This window comes from Polaromonas sp., assembly GCF_029945895.1.
Classification (GTDB): domain Bacteria; phylum Pseudomonadota; class Gammaproteobacteria; order Burkholderiales; family Burkholderiaceae_C; genus Polaromonas.
Map to the genome: position 1 here is coordinate 16,355 of NZ_JAQSDL010000053.1, position 14,933 is coordinate 31,287.

At 63.7% G+C, this 14,933-nt stretch carries 15 protein-coding genes and 1 pseudogene; 12 read left to right on the forward strand and 4 right to left on the reverse strand.

The genetic code is table 11. The features are described 5' to 3' along the window. Positions 1 to 6 precede the first annotated feature (6 nt). Positions 7 to 588 (forward strand): ATP-dependent Clp protease proteolytic subunit, encoded by a 582-nt coding sequence (locus PSV33_RS07235; protein WP_300560212.1) that lies wholly within the window; start codon positions 7 to 9, stop codon positions 586 to 588. Here the strand turns inward: PSV33_RS07235 and PSV33_RS07240 are convergent. The 3 genes and pseudogenes from PSV33_RS07240 to PSV33_RS07250 all read right to left on the reverse strand — a co-directional run bounded on the left by PSV33_RS07240 (position 556) and on the right by PSV33_RS07250 (position 2,357). Continuing rightward, the gene (locus tag PSV33_RS07240) at positions 556 to 864 is read right to left on the reverse strand and encodes an ATP-binding protein (RefSeq protein ID WP_300560238.1); all 309 of its coding nucleotides are present in this window, start codon (positions 862 to 864) and stop codon (positions 556 to 558) included. The genes PSV33_RS07235 and PSV33_RS07240 overlap by 33 nt on opposite strands. A gap of 101 nt (positions 865 to 965) precedes the next feature. Beyond that, a pseudogene (locus PSV33_RS07245) lies at positions 966 to 1,194 on the reverse strand (Rid family hydrolase); the annotation flags it as partial. Then, complete coding sequence (locus PSV33_RS07250) at positions 1,191 to 2,357, reverse strand: mandelate racemase/muconate lactonizing enzyme family protein (RefSeq protein ID WP_300560214.1); 1,167 nt, start codon at positions 2,355 to 2,357, stop codon at positions 1,191 to 1,193. The pseudogene PSV33_RS07245 and the gene PSV33_RS07250, both read right to left, overlap by 4 nt. 105 nt (positions 2,358 to 2,462) lie before the next feature. Here PSV33_RS07250 and PSV33_RS07255 point away from each other — a divergent pair, with 105 nt between their 5' ends. After that, on the forward strand, positions 2,463 to 3,365 hold the full coding sequence (locus PSV33_RS07255; RefSeq protein ID WP_300560216.1) for a LysR family transcriptional regulator: 903 nt from the start codon (positions 2,463 to 2,465) through the stop codon (positions 3,363 to 3,365). Here the strand turns inward: PSV33_RS07255 and PSV33_RS07260 are convergent. Beyond that, entirely contained in the window at positions 3,362 to 4,267 is a 906-nt protein-coding gene (locus tag PSV33_RS07260) for a LysR family transcriptional regulator (RefSeq protein ID WP_300560218.1), read from the reverse strand. The genes PSV33_RS07255 and PSV33_RS07260 overlap by 4 nt on opposite strands. Before the next feature lie 201 nt (positions 4,268 to 4,468). On the opposite strand from PSV33_RS07260, the gene PSV33_RS07265 reads away from it, so the two are divergent. The 10 genes from PSV33_RS07265 to PSV33_RS07310 all read left to right on the forward strand — a co-directional run. Then, positions 4,469 to 4,867: a group III truncated hemoglobin gene (locus PSV33_RS07265; RefSeq protein ID WP_300560220.1), complete on the forward strand. Its 399-nt coding sequence runs from the start codon at positions 4,469 to 4,471 to the stop codon at positions 4,865 to 4,867. A gap of 404 nt (positions 4,868 to 5,271) precedes the next feature. Further along, complete coding sequence (locus PSV33_RS07270) at positions 5,272 to 6,927, forward strand: cbb3-type cytochrome c oxidase subunit I (protein WP_300560221.1); 1,656 nt, start codon at positions 5,272 to 5,274, stop codon at positions 6,925 to 6,927. Next, positions 6,917 to 7,519, forward strand: coding sequence for a cbb3-type cytochrome c oxidase subunit II (locus PSV33_RS07275; RefSeq protein ID WP_300560223.1), 603 nt, complete (start codon positions 6,917 to 6,919; stop codon positions 7,517 to 7,519). The genes PSV33_RS07270 and PSV33_RS07275 overlap by 11 nt, the downstream gene beginning before the upstream one ends. Positions 7,520 to 7,538: 19 nt before the next feature. Then, a complete protein-coding gene (locus PSV33_RS07280) occupies positions 7,539 to 8,147 on the forward strand; it encodes a cytochrome c (protein ID WP_300560224.1) in 609 nt (202 codons plus the stop codon). Between the two features lie 35 nt (positions 8,148 to 8,182). Beyond that, the gene (locus PSV33_RS07285; protein ID WP_300560226.1) at positions 8,183 to 8,641 is read left to right on the forward strand and encodes an Rrf2 family transcriptional regulator; all 459 of its coding nucleotides are present in this window, start codon (positions 8,183 to 8,185) and stop codon (positions 8,639 to 8,641) included. Continuing rightward, entirely contained in the window at positions 8,641 to 9,282 is a 642-nt protein-coding gene (locus PSV33_RS07290) for an SCO family protein (RefSeq protein ID WP_300560228.1), read from the forward strand. Before PSV33_RS07285 ends, PSV33_RS07290 begins: the two co-directional genes overlap by 1 nt. After that, positions 9,279 to 9,917, forward strand: coding sequence for a hypothetical protein (locus PSV33_RS07295; protein ID WP_300560230.1), 639 nt, complete (start codon positions 9,279 to 9,281; stop codon positions 9,915 to 9,917). Before PSV33_RS07290 ends, PSV33_RS07295 begins: the two co-directional genes overlap by 4 nt. A gap of 429 nt (positions 9,918 to 10,346) precedes the next feature. Beyond that, the gene (locus PSV33_RS07300; RefSeq protein WP_300560232.1) at positions 10,347 to 12,512 is read left to right on the forward strand and encodes an indolepyruvate ferredoxin oxidoreductase subunit alpha; all 2,166 of its coding nucleotides are present in this window, start codon (positions 10,347 to 10,349) and stop codon (positions 12,510 to 12,512) included. Positions 12,513 to 12,517: 5 nt separating this feature from the next. Beyond that, positions 12,518 to 14,125, forward strand: a complete 1,608-nt coding sequence (locus PSV33_RS07305; RefSeq protein ID WP_300560234.1) for an indolepyruvate oxidoreductase subunit beta family protein — start codon at positions 12,518 to 12,520, stop codon at positions 14,123 to 14,125. A 32-nt stretch (positions 14,126 to 14,157) separates the two neighbouring features. Then, positions 14,158 to 14,933, forward strand: a 776-nt coding sequence (locus PSV33_RS07310) for a tripartite tricarboxylate transporter substrate-binding protein (protein ID WP_300560236.1), incomplete at its 3' end; no start/stop codon positions are given.

A 14,933-nucleotide genomic window follows, 5' to 3' on the forward strand; every position in this document is an offset into this window, starting at 1 on the left:
CTTCCAATGAACACCGAAAACCCAGCATCCGCCACCACCGACCTGCGCAATACCTTCATGGAGGAGAAAGCCTTTCGCTCACGCACCGTGCTTGTCTTTGGCGCCATCACCGACGTCAGCGCAGCAGATACGGTCCGCCGGCTGCTGGCGCTCGACGCCGAATCGTCCGACCCTGTCCAGATGCTGGTCTCATCACCGGGCGGACACCTGGAGTCCGGCGACGCGATCCATGATGTGGTTCGCTTTATTTCAGCGCCGGTGAACATGATCGGCACCGGCTGGGTCGGTAGCGCGGCCACGCATCTCTACCTGGCCGCGCCCAAAGAGCGGCGGTTTTGCCTGCCGCAAACCCGTTTTCTGATCCATCAACCCAGCGGCGGCGCGGGCGGGCCCGCCACAGACATTTCCATCCAGGCCCAGGAGATCATCAAGGCCCGCGAGCGCATCGCCCGGATGATCGCCAGGGAGACCGGACAATCGCTGGAGACCGTGATGATGGACATCGAGCGTGATCGCTGGCTGTCTGCCGAGCAGGCAGTGGTTTATGGCCTGGTGTCACGCATCGTCGAACGGCGAAGCGATGTGTAGTCTGGCGCCCGCTGCCTCGACGAATTTACTATCAATTTGAGAGCTTCTTGCGCTTATCCAGCAAGGGCTGAAGGCCGATTTGGCAATCAGGGCCGTGGCAGCGCCTGACACCGGGGGGGGTAGCACAAGCTGCGAATGAAGCGGAAGGGTGAAGAAGAACGTAGCCCCTTCACCCGGCACTGCTTCGGCCCAAACGCGCCCGTTATGCCGGTTAATGACCTGCTTGACAAGTACCAGCCCCATGCCGCTACCTTCGAACTCACTGGACGCACGAATGAATCAGGTCCGGAACGCGGCCAACGCCGCCAAGTTCCCGTATTAAAGCCTGCAGAGCTCCACAAACTTTCTCCGGCAGTCTCGGGTCAGCCATGACTGCTTTAAGGAATCCTCGCAACCACCTTGATCTCAAGCTGAAACCGATACAGCCAGGTCACCCCCCGCCCCCGTCAAAGTTGGATGCGGCGCATCGCCCCAGTACTCGGGCAGGACTTTCCAAATCGTTTCCATGGCCACCTCGGGGTCCACGATGAAAACGGTCACGTCCACCACGTCATCAAAGGTGCAGCCCGCCGCCTTCAACACCGCATTCAGGCTGTCGAAGCTCAACTCGCCAGCGCCTTCATCTGCGCATACAAATCCGCCTTGCCCTCGAAGCCGATGCCCGGCAGCTCAGGCAGCGTGACGTAACCGTCCATCACCTTCACCCCGTCGGGGAAACCGCCGTAGGGCTGGAACAGGTCGGGGTAAGACTCGTTGCCGCCCAGGCCCAGGCCGGCGGCAATAGCCAGGGACATCTGGTGGCCGCCGTGCGGAATGCAGCGTGTGGATGACCAGCCGTGTTCTTTCAGCATGTCCAGTGTGCGCAGGTATTCGACCAGGCCGTAGCTGAGGGCGCAGTCGAACTGCAGCCAGTCGCGGTCCGGGCGCATGCCGCCGTAACGGATCAGGTTGCGCGCGTCCTGCATCGAAAACAAATTTTCGCCGGTGGCCATGGGCTTGTCGTAGTGCTTGGCAAGTTCGGCCTGCAAGGCGTAGTCCAGCGGATCACCGGCTTCCTCGTACCAGAACAGGCTGTACTGTGACAGCGCCTTGGCGTATTCCACGGCGGTCTTCAGGTCGAAACGGCCATTGGCATCAACCGCCAGTTGCTGACCCGGCGCCAGCATGCCCAGCACCGCCTCGATGCGCCGGCAGTCGTCGGCCAGCGACGCGCCGCCTATTTTCATCTTGACCACCGAGTAGCCGCGGTCCAGATAGCTGCGCATTTCAGCCATCAGCTTGGCGTCGTCCTTGCCGGGGTAGTAGTATCCGCCGGCGGCGTAAACGAACACCTTGCGGTTCGGTGTGCCGGTGCCGTAGCGTTCGGCCAGCAGCTGGTACAGCGGCTTGCCCTCAATCTTGGCGACCGCGTCCCAGACCGCCATGTCGATGGTGCCGACAGCCACCGAGCGCTCGCCGTGGCCGCCGGGCTTCTCGTTGGTCATCATCGCCGCCCACACCTTGTGCGCGTCGAGGTTGCTGCCGCTGGCGTCGAGCAGGCTGTCCGGCGCGGCTTCGAGGATGCGCGGCGCAAATCGCTCGCGGATCAGGCCGCCCTGGCCGTAGCGGCCGTTGGAGTTGAAGCCGTAGCCGATGACGGGCTTGCCGTCCCGGATCACGTCGGTGACCACCGCCACCAGGCTCAAGGTCATCTTTGAAAAGTCGATGTAGGCGTTGCGAATGTCGGACTTGATGGGCTGGGTGACTTCACGGATGTCGGTGATCTTCATGGGTTCTGTCCTGCATGTTGCTGAGGGATGGCGCTATCATCGGCGGCTGCCGCCCCGGCGTCCAATGCCGGATTTTTCTTCTTTCATGCCCGCAAAGCACCGCCCATGAACCTGACCTGGCTGGAGGACTTCCTGGCGCTGGCCAGCTCTGGCAATTTCTCGCGCGCTGCCAGTGAGCGCCACATGACGCAGCCGGCCTTCAGCCGCCGCGTGCGAGCGCTGGAAGAGTGGCTGGGCGTGCCGCTGTTCGATCGCACGACGCACCCCGTCACGCTGACCGAGACCGGGCAATGGTTCCAGTCGGTGGCGCTGGAACTGCTTGCGCGTGTGGACCGCGTGCCCGACGAGGCGCGCGCGGTGGCCGATGCCAGTTCGGCCACCCTGCGGTTTGCATCCACCCATGCGCTGTCCTTCACCTTTCTGCCGGCCTGGCTGCGCGGGCTGGAGGCCGGTTCGCCAATGGGCCCGATACAACTCGTCTCCGACGTGATGCAGCAGTGCGAGGCCCTGATGCTGCAGGGACGCGTGCAGTTTTTGCTGTGCCACTGGCATGCGCAGGTGCCGGGCCGGCTCGACGCGGCGAGTCACCGCTCGGTGAGCGTGGGCGGCGACACCCTGGTGCCGGTCTCCAGCCCCGGCAAAAGCGGCAAGCCCAGGCATCTGCTGTCGGCCAGCGGAAAACGCGCTCCCGTCCTCGCGTACAGCAGTGAGTCCGGGCTGGGCCGCATCGTGCGCGCCCTGCACAGCGACACGCTGGAGACATCCCGCAACGGGCCGGTGTTCACCGCACACCTGGCCTCGGTACTCAAGACCATGGCGCTGGACGGCCGCGGCGTGGCCTGGTTGCCACTGAGCCTGATCGGCGAGGAACTGGCCACGGGACGCCTGGTTGCCGCAGGCGGGGCCGAGTGGGCGATTGAGCTCGACATCCGGCTGTTCCGCAGCAGTGTTGCGCTGCCGCCGGCGGCTGAAAGCTTCTGGCGCGAAGTGGCCGGAAAGAGCACTTAGGTCTTTTCACGGAACAGGTCCTCAATCACGCCACGCAGCCAGCGGTTGCCGGGGTCGGCTTCAAAACGTTTGCTCCAGTGCAGGGACACGGTGAAGTCGCGCAGCGGAAACGGCGGCTCAATGATGGTGTAGCCGCCGCCCGCTGCGAAGATATTGGCGATGTTGCGCGGCATCACGACCGCCAGATCAGTGGCCCTGACGATGGACGGCAGCACCATGAAGTGTTCGGTCGTGAGCCGCAGGCGCTCTTCGAGCTGCAGCATCTGCAGGATGCGCAAGGTGTCGGAGTGGGTACGCACCGCCACAAACTCCAGCTGCTGCAGGGCATCGAGCAGCGCCTGCCCGCTGCGCTGGCGCCGGGCGAAAGGGTGGCCTTCGCGCAGCAGCACGATGTAGCGGTCCTTGAGCAGTTGCACGCGCTGCGTGTCCTTGACCGCCGGCAAGAAGCCAAAGGCAAAGTCGATGCGCCCATTGTCCAGCGCCGGGGCGATCTCGTTGCTGGGGCGGGGCGAGGTCTCAATGCGCACCCCCGGTGCCAGTTCGCGCAGCGCCGCCATCAGCTCTGGCAGGAAGCGGCCTTCGCCAATGTCGCTCATGTGAATGCGAAACACCTTGTGCGACAGCAGCGGTTCAAACAGCGCCGACTCATTGAGCGCCTGCTCCAGCGTCGCCAGCGCGCTGCGCACCGCGTCGGCCAGGCGGTCGGCCTTGGGCGTGGGCTGCACGCCACCGCCGGCACGCACAAACAACGGGTCCTTGATCAAGAGCCGCAGCCGCGTCAGGCCCTGGCTGGCGGCCGGCTGCGTCAGGTCCATCAGCTCTGCCGCGCGGCTCACGTTGCGCGTGCGGTAGACCGCGTCAAACAGGCGCAGCAGGTTCAGGTCGATGTCTTTTATATGCATTGAGTGAATACCAGGTGGTCTCGTTATTTTATTGATGGTTAGTCGAATGGGGCCCAAACTCGCGGCTTCCACGGCAAATAAAAGCGCAGACGCCCTGCAAGGGCATACCCGGCCTCCATAAGATTTATATACAATAGATCTTCAAACAACCTGCCTCTCCTGCGCCCGTCGACCGACAGCCGACCATCAAGGATTTTTCGCATGCCCGCAGCCGATCTCTGCACCGATGATGAAGTCTCGGAACTGGTGCACACGTTCTACGAGAACGTCCGCAAGGACAACTTGCTGGGCCCGATATTCCAGCGTCATGTGACGAATTGGGATGAGCACCTGCCAAAAATGGTGGATTTCTGGTCTTCTGCCCTGCGCGGAACTGCCCGCTTTCGCGGCGCACCCATGCCCAAACATGCCGCCCTGCCCGGACTCAGCGCGGCGCTGTTCCGGCACTGGCTCACGCTGTTCCGGAAAACCACGGACGGCCTGCCCAACCGGGCCATGGCAGAGCGCGCTAACGACCTGGCAACACGCATCGCCCAGAGTCTTTGGTACGGCTACCAGATGAGCCATGATGCAAACACACCGGCACGGGAAAACCTGTGAGTCCCTTGCTCATCATTGACGAACCGGCTCACCTGCCGCCAGCTGCATCCGCCTGGCAGGCCGGCTTCGTACGTTTTTTTCGCATGCCTGTCTCGCGGGCGCTGATGCTGCCTGCCGTCGTCCTTCGGCTGTGCGCCCAGTCGACGGACCGCCGTGCCCTGTTGCTGCTTCAGCGGTCCGCGCGGGCATTGACAGGTTTTTCGACTTGTATGTCTGGCGCTTTTATCCCATGATGCTTCGGCCGCATCCCGACAGCAGAATCTTCAGAACAGCAGAACCAGCAGCCTCGCCCGCAAAGGAATCATGATGAAAATTACCCTACCAGCCCCCAACACCGGTCTGGCTTGCGCAGGAAGCGCAAGCCAGACCCGCAGATCGGGCGCCTACAGAAGTGGAGCCGCATGATGGACAGCACGATTCTGAGCCTGCTGGGCGCATTTCTGCTGTCCATCATCGGCCTGTTTGTTTTTATCTGGTCCTCGCGCAAGGGGCTGCTGGTTGAAAATCCGGCCGCTGCTTCGGTCATATTTGCACGTGGCGAAATCGGCAAGGTCGATGATCCGGCACTCGCTGGCGCTGCCCAGGCATCCATGCAGCAACAGGTAAAAAAGGGCGAAGATGTCCCGCATGCTGTTCCGGACGCTGCCGAACTGCAGGATCGCATCGCGTCCGACCAGTCCAGCGCCTTTCCGGTCTTCATGTTCATTGCCTTCGCCTGCTTCTGGCTGCTGCTGGGCTCCATCGCCGGTCTGACGTCTTCCATCAAGCTGCACCAGCCCGACTGGCTGACCGAGCAGGCCTGGCTGACATTTGGCCGGCTCCGCACGGTGCACCTGACTGCCGTGCTTTATGGCTGGATCACCAATGCCGCCCTGGGCATGATGCTGTGGTTGTTGCCGCGGCTGTTGCGTACCCGCCTGCACGGAGCGATCTGGGCCATGCTGGGCGGCTCGCTCATCAACATGGGCATCGCCGCCGCCATAGGCGCCATCTCGGCGGGCTGGACCGACGGCATGGAATACCTCGAGATCCCATGGCAGATCGCCATCCTCATCTTTGTCGGCTTTGCGCTGGTGATATTGCCGGTTCTCTTCACGCTGGTAAACCGCAAGGTCGAGCATCTGTATGTCAGCGTCTGGTACATGGTCGCGGCACTGCTGTGGATCGCCCTGCTCTTCCTGGTGGGCAAGCTTCCCGGTGTACATACCGGTGTGCAGCAGGCCACGACCAACTGGTGGTACGGACATAACGTGCTGGGCCTGTGGTTCACACCGGTCAGTGTGGGCGCCATTTACTACTTTTTGCCCAAAATTATTGGCCGGCCCGTACGCTCGTACAACCTGTCCATCCTGGGTTTCTGGACACTGGCATTTTTCTACGGCCAGGTCGGGGGCCACCACCTGATTGGCGGTCCGGTACCGGGCTGGCTCACAACGCTGTCGATTGTGCAGAGCGTGATGATGGTGATCCCCGTGGTGGCCTTCAGCATCAACATGGGCGGCACCCTCAAGGGTCGCATGCATCTGGCGCGTTACTCGCCGACGCTACGCTTCATGATGTTTGGCGGCCTGATGTACTTTGCATCATCCATACAAGGTTCGCTTGAAGCACTGCGCAGCGTCAACCAGGTCACCCACTTCACTCACTTCACGGTGGCACATGCGCATCTGGGTGCCTACGCTTTCGTCACCATGGTGCTGTTCGGCGCGATCTATTTCATGATGCCGCGCGTGCTGAACTGGGAATGGCCTTATCCCAGGCTCATCCCCCTGCACTTCTGGCTGTCCTCCATCGGCATCGCCATCTACTTTATCGGCTTAACTTACGGCGGCTGGCTGCAGGGTCTGGTCATGCTGGACGCGACCCGCCCCTTCATGGATTCTGTCGCGGTGACCCTGCCTTACCTGAAATGGCGCTCCATAGGCGGCAGCCTGATGGTACTGGGCCATATTGTCTTTGTCGGCCATTTCATGGCGATGGCGCTGCGGTTCGGTCCGACGCGCACCGGCGCGGCGCTTTTCTGGCAGAACAACAAACAGGAGCTGGTCCATGGACAATGAAATCAAGCTGGTTTCAGGTGCCATGGTGGCGCTGGCGGTCGCCACTGCGGCGCTGGTCGTGATGCCCTACATGGAGGTGCGCGACATCCAGCCGCCACCCGGCCTCAAGCCTTACACCAGCGCCGAGTTGCGTGGCCGCGCCGTCTATATTGCCAATGGCTGCGTGTACTGCCACAGCCAGCAGCCGCGCGACCGAAAATTCGGTCCCGACTTCGAGCGCGGCTGGGGGCGCGCGTCGGTGCCCGCTGATTACATCTACGACAAGCCACATCTGCTGGGCAGCATGCGCACAGGGCCGGACCTGTTCAACATCGCTGCACGCCAGCCGAGCAAGGACTGGCATCTGGGACACCTCTACCAGCCCCGCGCCTATGTGCCGGGCTCCATCATGCCGGCCTACCCTTTCCTGTTCACCGTCAAGGACGCGAAGGAAGCCGAGAAAGAAGGCGAGCCGACACTGTCGCTGCCGCCGGCCTATGGCCCCAACGTCGGACAGGTGGTGGTGCCGACGCCCGAGGCGCTGGACCTGGTCAGGTACCTGCTGGCGCTGAACCACACCTATCCGGTGCTGCCGGCCGCCCCCAAGCCATAAGCCGAACGCGAGACACAACATGCAAAAAGACCATGCTTCGCGCAACCGGGCCCAGGACCGTGAAACGGAAGACCCCTCCGAGCGGAACCGGCCCATTCCACTCATCGTGGCGGCCATCACGCTGGCAGTCGTGATTTTTGGTGTTGCCTACATTCTGTTCTCCGAACCTTTCGGTGAAGCCGACCTCGGTGACCGGCGTACCGTGGCTGATCTGCAGGCACCCGTTGCCGGCGCCTCGGGCGCTGCTGCTGATGGCAAGCAGGTCTTTACAGCCAATTGCGTGGCCTGCCACCAGGCAACCGGCAAGGGCCTGCCCGGCGTGTTCCCGCCGCTGGATGGCTCGGAGTGGGTCAATGGCGACGAGCGCACCATGGCAAACATTCTTCTGCATGGCATCAATGGCGAGATGACGGTCATGGGCAACACCTTCAAGGGGGCCATGCCCTCATTCAAACAGCTCAGCGATGCCGAGCTGGCAGCCGTTGCCAGCTACGTGCGCGGCGAGTGGTCGAACAAATCCGGCGCCATCAAGTCCGAACTGTTCGCCGCGGAGCGCAAGGCCGACACGCGGACAACCCCGTTCAATGGCGAGGCTGAAGTCAGGGCCATCACAGCCAAGGCGCCCTGACCGACCACCCAGAAGACTGCCAGGGAGAAGACCAGGTGCGACTCACCAACATGACCGACTATGCGCTGCGCCTGCTGATATTTCTGGCGCAGCAACCAGACCGCCTTTGCACGATCGCGGAGATCTCGGGCCACTACGGCATATCCGAAGCCCACATGATGAAAATCACGCACCAGCTCGGGCTGGCTGGCTGGATTGAAACCGTGCGCGGCAAGGGTGGCGGCATGCGACTGGCACGCACACCGCAGGACATCAGCCTGGGCGAAATCATTCGCAGCATGGAGCCTGATTTCTCCGTGGTCGAATGCCTGGCGCCGATCAACCACTGCGTGCTGACCGGCAGTTGCAGGCTGACCGGCGTCATCGAAGGTGCATTGCACAGTTTCATGCAGCACCTCGACGGCCATACCCTGGCCGACGTCCTGCCGCTGGCCATGTCGAAAAGGACGCAAGTCGTCCGCATGAGCGGGCCGGTACCGGGCCGACGGACCTGATGTTTCGCACAGCCTTGCCCGGCATCGCACTGGCTGTGGCCGGCTACGCCAGTGCGTCCTGGCTTACCCATGACTTCCAGGTCTGGACGGCCGAAGGTGCACGCCGCCTTGAAGTCGCCCTGGCGCCGGTGGCCGTGCCAGCCGTCAACATTGATGGTCCCGGCATTCCGGCGCAGGCACTGCGCCAGTGGCTGGCGGACGGCCAATCGGTCACGCTGGTGAACTTTGTCTACACCCGCTGCCAGACAGTTTGCCTTGCGCTGGGCAGCAGCTATCAGCAAATGCAGTCCGTGCTCCAGACCGCCGGGAAAACCGATAGCGCGGCGCGCAAGGTGAAACTGCTGTCCATCAGCTTCGACGGGGAGCACGACAACCCCCAGGTTCTTCAGGCTTATGCCGCGCGCCTGAACGCAGACCCCTTGCTCTGGCGCTTCGTACGCATGCCGGACACCAGGGATACACGCCACCTGCTCGCCGATTTTCAGGTCGTGGTGGTGCCCGATGGCCGGGGGGATTTCGAACACAACGCCGCGCTGCTGGTGCTCGACCAGAACGCCCAGCTGGTGCGCATCTTCGACCAGGCAGACCAGCAGCTCGCCCTCGACTACGCGCGAGATCTTGCAAGCCGCCCGCCCTCATGACGCGCCGACCTCCACACCGAGCCCTCTGGCCGGTGACAGGCGCCCTGGCCGGGCTGCTCCTGCTGGCGTTGCCGCATGTGCGGCGCTGGATGGAAGCCGACATGACCCGGCACATGTTGGTTCAGTACCCGCTGATCGCGCTTGCCGGCTTTTTTCTTGCGCTGGCCTTGCCGACGCGCTGGCGCACAAAAATCAAATGCTGGAATGTTTTCGGGATCAACGGCCTGTTCGCCACTGCCTTGATACTGGCCTTGCTGATGATTCCACGCCTGCTCGACCTGGCACTGGTCGACGGCCGGGTAGAGCTCGCCAAATGGCTGGCCCTGCTGGCTTGCGGGATGGCCCTGCAGCTGTCATGGCGCCCTGCAGGCTTGCTGATGCAGGGGTTTTTCCTGGGCAACGTGCTGCCCATGATGGCCGTGGTCGGCTATCTCTACGCGAGCTCGCCGGTACGCGTGTGCAACGCTTATCTGCTCGATGACCAGGCGCGACTGGGGCAATGGCTGGTCTGGATTTCAGCAGGCGTGGCGCTGGCGTGGTTTGCAGGCCTGGCCCGGACACTGATGCAGAGAGAAGACGCAGCCCTCACTCCCCTGGATAGCCGCCCCGACAGGACCGGGCCAGCGCCTCGGTGATGCCGGCGCCGCACCTGCGCTGTCCCGGGGACGATCGCCGGGCTCAGAACTTCCACCCGCGGAAAATCCATCGACGATGACCTGACGCGGCCCGCCTTTGCCCGCCTTTGCCCGCCTTTGCTAGCGTTTGCCAGCGTTTGCCAGCGTTTGCCGGGGTTGATCTCAAAACACCTGCACCTGCACCTGCACCTGCACCTGCGCCGGCGGCGCGGCACCGCAAAGTCACGCTGCGGAACCGCCCACTTGTTGGTGGTGCAGCCGCCACCGGCCGCAAGCGCCCTCCATTGCTGGCGGGCGACGGGCAGTATCGGCGCGATGTCCTTTATATGCATTGAATGAATACCACATAGTCTGGTTATTTTATTGATGGATAGTCAAGGGAAGCCCAAACTCGCGGCTTCCCACGACACATAAAAAACGGAGACAGCCTTGGAAGTTTCATTCAGCAAGGAAATCGAGTCGCTGCGGCTGAAAAGCGGCGAAACTTTCCACGGCGAGGGCATCCTCGCGATCACCAAGGCGTTGCTCCAGTCCGGCGTGGCTTATGTGGGCGGCTACCAGGGCGCACCGGTGTCGCATCTGCTCGACGTCATGGTGCAGGCCAAGCCCTATATGGACGAACTCGGTGTGCACGTCGAGGCCTGCTCCAACGAAGCATCGGCCGCTGCCATGCTGGGGGCGTCCATCCACTACCCGCTGCGTGGCGCGGTGACCTGGAAATCGATAGTGGGCACCAACGTCGCGGCCGATGCGCTGTCCAACCTGTCCTCGCCCGGCGTGATGGGTGGCGCACTGATTGTGGTCGGCGAAGACTACGGCGAAGGCGCCAGCGTGATCCAGGAGCGGACCCATGCCTACGCATTGAAGTCATCGATGTGCCTGCTGGACCCGCGGCCCGATCTGGGCAAGATGGTGGACATGGTCGAACACGGCTTCAGGCTGTCCGAGACTTCCAACATGCCGGCCATCCTGGAGCTGCGCATACGCGCCTGCCATGTGCGTGGAAGTTTTGAATGCAGGGACAACCGCCCGCCTGCCATCTCCAAGCGGCAACTGATGGAAGAACCCGCGGCTTTCGACTACGCCAAACTCGCGCACCCGCCGGTGACCTTCCGCCACGAAAAACTCAAGTTCGAAGAGCGCATTCCGGCGGCGCGCCGCTACATCGTCGAGCAGCAGCTCAACGAACTGATGGATGGGCCGCGGCAGAACCTTGGCATCATCGTGCAGGGCGGCATCTACAACGCGCTGATACGCGCCTTGCAGCAGTTCGGCCTGTGTGATGCCTTCGGCCAGAGCGAGATTCCCATCCTCGTGCTCAATGTGACTTACCCGCTGGTGCCCGAGCAGGTGGCCGCATTTGCAATCGGCAAACGCGCGGTGCTGGTGGTGGAGGAAGGCCAGCCCGAATACATTGAGCAGGAGATCGCCACCTTCCTGCGGCGCCGCGACATCAACACGCCGCTGCACGGCAAGGACATGTTGCCTCTGGGCGGTGAATATTCGGTCGAGGTGGTGGCGGCCGGCATTGCTGCCTTCGTCGGTCAATACGCCACCGATGTGGATACGGCGTCGGCCACCGCATGGCTGCAAGGCAACATCGAACGCCGCAGCGCGGTGGGCGCGCAGATCGCGGCACAGCTGAACCAGGCGCTGCCGGTGCGTCCGCCCGGGTTCTGCATTGGCTGCCCGGAACGGCCGGTGTTTTCCGCGCTCAAGCTGGCGCAGCAGGACGTCGGACCGGTGCACATCGCGGCCGACATCGGCTGCCACGCCTTCGGCACCTTTGCGCCCTTTTCTTTCGGCCACTCCATCCTCGGCTACGGCATGAGCCTGGCCAGCCGTGCCGGCGTCTCGCCGATGATGGCGCGCCGCACCCTGTCCATCATGGGCGACGGCGGTTTCTGGCACAACGGTCTGCTGACCGGCGTGCAGTCGGCGCTGTTCAATGGTGACGATGCGGTGCTGCTGATCTTCAAGAACGGCTACACCTCGGCCACCGGCACGCAGGACATCATCTCCACGCCAAGCGACGACGCCAAGTTCAACGCCAGCGACAAGCTGCAAAGCCTGACCCAGACCAACACCACCATCGAGAAAACCCTGCAGGGCCTGGGCATCCAGTGGCTGCGCACGGTGCACACCTACCATGTGGAAGAGATGCGCCAGACGCTCAACGAGGCCTTCACGACGGATTTCAACGGTCTCAAGGTCATCATTGCCGAAGGTGAATGCCAGCTCGAGCGCCAGCGCCGCATCAAGCCCTGGCTGGCCGGCCTGCTTCAACGCGGCAAACGCGTGGTGCGGGTGAAATACGGCGTCGATGAAGACATCTGCAACGGCGACCATGCCTGCATCCGCCTGTCGGGCTGCCCCACGCTGACCCTGAAAGACAACCCGGACCCGCTCAAGGTGGACCCGGTGGCCACGGTGATCGACGGCTGCGTCGGCTGCGGGCTGTGCGGCGCCAATGCGCACGCCGCCACCTTGTGCCCCTCGTTTTACCGGGCAGAAGTGATCCAGAACCCGAAGTGGCACGAGCGCTTGCTGGGCAGCGTGCGCGGCGCCCTGGTTCGGGCATTGCAGACAGCATGATGGCCATGAACCATCAAAAACCCATCACCCTGCTGATATGCGCACTCGGCGGCGAAGGCGGCGGCGTGTTGACCGAATGGCTGGTCGATATCGCGCTGGCCAGCGGTTACGCGGCGCAAAGCACCTCGATTCCCGGCGTCGCGCAGCGCACCGGCGCGACGACCTATTACCTGGAAGTTTTTCCGGTGCCGCTGAAGGAACTCGGCGGCAAACGCCCGGTGTTCAGCCTGAACCCGGTGCCCGGCGCGCTCGACGGATTGATCTCGTCCGAGCTGCTGGAAACCGCGCGCCAGGTCGGCAACGGCATGGCTTCCCCCCAGCGCACGCTGGTCATCAGTTCCAGCAGCCGCACCCTGACCACCGCCGAACGCATGGTGCCCGGCGACGGCCGCACCGACAGCGCGCCGCTGTTGCAGGCCCTAGGCGCGCAAAGCCGCGCCACCCAGGTCTTCGACATGGGCGAGATGGCCAAAGCCAGCGGCACCGTGGTCAGCGCGGTGATGTTGGGCGCGATCGCCGGCAGCGGCCTGCTGCCCTTCGCGCGCCAGGCGTATGAGGACGCCATCCGCCACGGCGGCAAAGGTGCTGAAGCCAGCCTGCGCGGCTTCGACCGCGCATTTGCACAGGTGTCCACCCAACAGGCGCAGACAGCACTGGTCACCAGCCTGCTATCAGAAGAGGAGCTGCTTGCGCCCGTCCCCAAAGGGCTGGAGGCCGATTTGGCTTCAAGCTTTCCAGCGCCGGTGCACGACATGCTGGCGCTGGGCCACGCCCGCATGCTGGAATACCAGGACCGCGCGTACGCCGAGCTGTATGTGCAGCGCCTGCGGCAGGTGCTGGCCGCCGAGGTGCAGGCGGACCCGGCGGCGGCCCAGGGCTACGCCACCACGCGCGAGATGGCGCGCTGGCTGGCGCTGTGGATGGCGTTTGACGACATCGTGCGTGTCGCCGACCTGAAAAGCAGCGCCAGCCGCTGGCAGCGCGTGCACGGTGAGGTCAAGGCAGGCGCCGGTGACCTGCTGCAGGTCTACGATCATTTCAAGCCGGGGGCCGCGGAATTCGCGGCCCTGCTGCCGGCGGGCCTGGCCACGCGCGTGACGCGCTGGGATCGCGCACGCGTGGCCAATGGGAAGACGCCGTGGGCCCTGCCGCTCAAGGTCGGCACCCACTCGGTCTTCGGCATGCTCTCGCTGCGCCTGCTGGCCAGCCTGAAGTGGCTGCGTGTGCGCGGTAGCCGTTTCACCACCGAACAGGTTCTGATCACCCAGTGGCTGGACGGCGTCGTGCGCGGCACACAGGCCCATTGGCAACTGGGGCATGAGATCGCGCTATGCGGCCGCCTGATCAAGGGTTACGGCAGCACCAACGAACGCGGCAAGGACAACCTCATGCATGTGCTGGAGCACCTGGCCACCGGCGCGTCCTTCGCATCGAACGAACTGCGTGCAGCCGCCATTGCCGCCGCGCGCGAGGCCGCGCTGGAGGACGAAGCCGGCAAGGCGCTGGACCAGACGCTGGTGAGCCATGGCGCACCAGCGCGACCGGTGAAAGCACAACCGATCCGATGGATCCAGAATCCCCACCGCAAACCACGTGCCGCCAAGAGCACCTGATTTTTTCTACCCACCCCAGAGGAGACAACACCATGAACCCATTCATCCAACCCGGCCGCCGCACCCTGCTGGCGCTGGCCCTGATCGCCAGCAGTCTGTTTCCCGCAGCACAGGCGCAGACCTGGCCGGCCAAACCGGTCAAGGTCATCGTCAACTTTCCGCCCGGCGGCGCGGCCGACCAGCTGGCGCGCGCCATCGGCACGCCGCTGGCTGAGGCCCTGGGCCAGCCAGTGGTGGTGGAAAACCGCGGTGGTGCCAACGGCAACATCGGCGGCGAAGCCGTGGCCAAGGCGCCGGCCGACGGCTACACCCTGCTCATGAGTTCAGGCGGCATGGTGTCGGTCAACCCGCACCTTTACACCAGAATGTCCTTCAACCCGGCGAAAGACCTGGTGCCGGTGGCGGCCGCGGCGCGCGTGCTGGTGTTCCTGGAAGTCAAACCCTCGCTGCCGGTCAGCAACGTGAAGGAATTCCTCGCCTACCTCAAGGCCAACCCCGGCAAGCTGTCCTTCGGCTCACCCGGCAACGGCAGCTCACCGCACCTGGCGGCCGAGATGCTGAAGGCCCAGACCAACACCTTTGCGGTGCACGTGCCTTACCGCGGCGCGGCGCCGGCCATGCAGGACCTGCTGGGCGGCCAGCTCGACTTCATGTTCGACCCGGGCATCGGCCTGCAGCATGTGAAGGCCGGCAAGCTCAAGCTGCTGGCCGTGGGCAGTGCCAAGCGCTCTCCGCTGTTTCCGGACGTACCGACCCTGGACGAAGCCGGCCTGAAAAACTTCGACGCCGACACCTGGTTCGGCTTTTA

Coding starts and splice junctions, on each gene's coding strand:
- PSV33_RS07235 (WP_300560212.1), top strand. CDS start 7: ATGAACACCGAAAACCCAGCATCCGCCACCACCGACCTGCGCAATACC.
- PSV33_RS07250 (WP_300560214.1), bottom strand. CDS start 2,357: ATGAAGATCACCGACATCCGTGAAGTCACCCAGCCCATCAAGTCCGAC.
- PSV33_RS07255 (WP_300560216.1), top strand. CDS start 2,463: ATGAACCTGACCTGGCTGGAGGACTTCCTGGCGCTGGCCAGCTCTGGC.
- PSV33_RS07260 (WP_300560218.1), bottom strand. CDS start 4,267: ATGCATATAAAAGACATCGACCTGAACCTGCTGCGCCTGTTTGACGCG.
- PSV33_RS07265 (WP_300560220.1), top strand. CDS start 4,469: ATGCCCGCAGCCGATCTCTGCACCGATGATGAAGTCTCGGAACTGGTG.
- PSV33_RS07270 (WP_300560221.1), top strand. CDS start 5,272: ATGGACAGCACGATTCTGAGCCTGCTGGGCGCATTTCTGCTGTCCATC.
- PSV33_RS07275 (WP_300560223.1), top strand. CDS start 6,917: ATGGACAATGAAATCAAGCTGGTTTCAGGTGCCATGGTGGCGCTGGCG.
- PSV33_RS07280 (WP_300560224.1), top strand. CDS start 7,539: ATGCAAAAAGACCATGCTTCGCGCAACCGGGCCCAGGACCGTGAAACG.
- PSV33_RS07290 (WP_300560228.1), top strand. CDS start 8,641: ATGTTTCGCACAGCCTTGCCCGGCATCGCACTGGCTGTGGCCGGCTAC.
- PSV33_RS07295 (WP_300560230.1), top strand. CDS start 9,279: ATGACGCGCCGACCTCCACACCGAGCCCTCTGGCCGGTGACAGGCGCC.
- PSV33_RS07305 (WP_300560234.1), top strand. CDS start 12,518: ATGAACCATCAAAAACCCATCACCCTGCTGATATGCGCACTCGGCGGC.